This is a genomic window from Pseudomonas juntendi (assembly GCF_009932375.1).
Lineage (GTDB): Bacteria > Pseudomonadota > Gammaproteobacteria > Pseudomonadales > Pseudomonadaceae > Aquipseudomonas > Aquipseudomonas juntendi.
In genome coordinates this window covers 1-355 of sequence record NZ_BLJG01000422.1, presented here as the reverse complement: position 1 = coordinate 355, position 355 = coordinate 1, and the positions used below count along the sequence as shown (strand labels likewise).

The following is a 355-nucleotide window of genomic DNA, read 5'->3' as shown; positions in this document are numbered from 1 at the left end:
GGGAGCCGGCTTGCCGGCGATGCGCCGCGCGGGCGGCGCTCGATCTCACAGGCGCTGCATTCCTTTCGCCATACAAATGGCAGCCCTCCCGCGACCCAACGGCAGCCCCAACAAACCCCATAATCAGGTCTATCTTGAGGCAGCAGACCAGCAAGGACCGCATCAGGGCGGCGAGGTGCCTGTATTGGTTTTTGCGGTGTTGCGCAGATCGAGCGCCGCCCGCGCGGCGCATCGCGAGCTGCGCTCGCTCCGTTTGTTTCGGGCCAATTATGCCTGGGGGATTTGCGCGCGAACCCTTTGGCGCATGCCTCAATATCGCGTCGTATGAACCAGGCGGTCGCGCGCGCCTCTCACA

The 355-nt window shown here is 64.5% G+C and carries 1 protein-coding gene; it reads left to right on the top strand.

All coding sequences use genetic code 11. The features are described from left to right. On the top strand, positions 1–328 hold a 328-nt coding region (locus tag GYA94_RS27970), incomplete at its 5' end, for a hypothetical protein (RefSeq protein ID WP_218031616.1). Positions 329–355 lie beyond the last annotated feature (27 nt).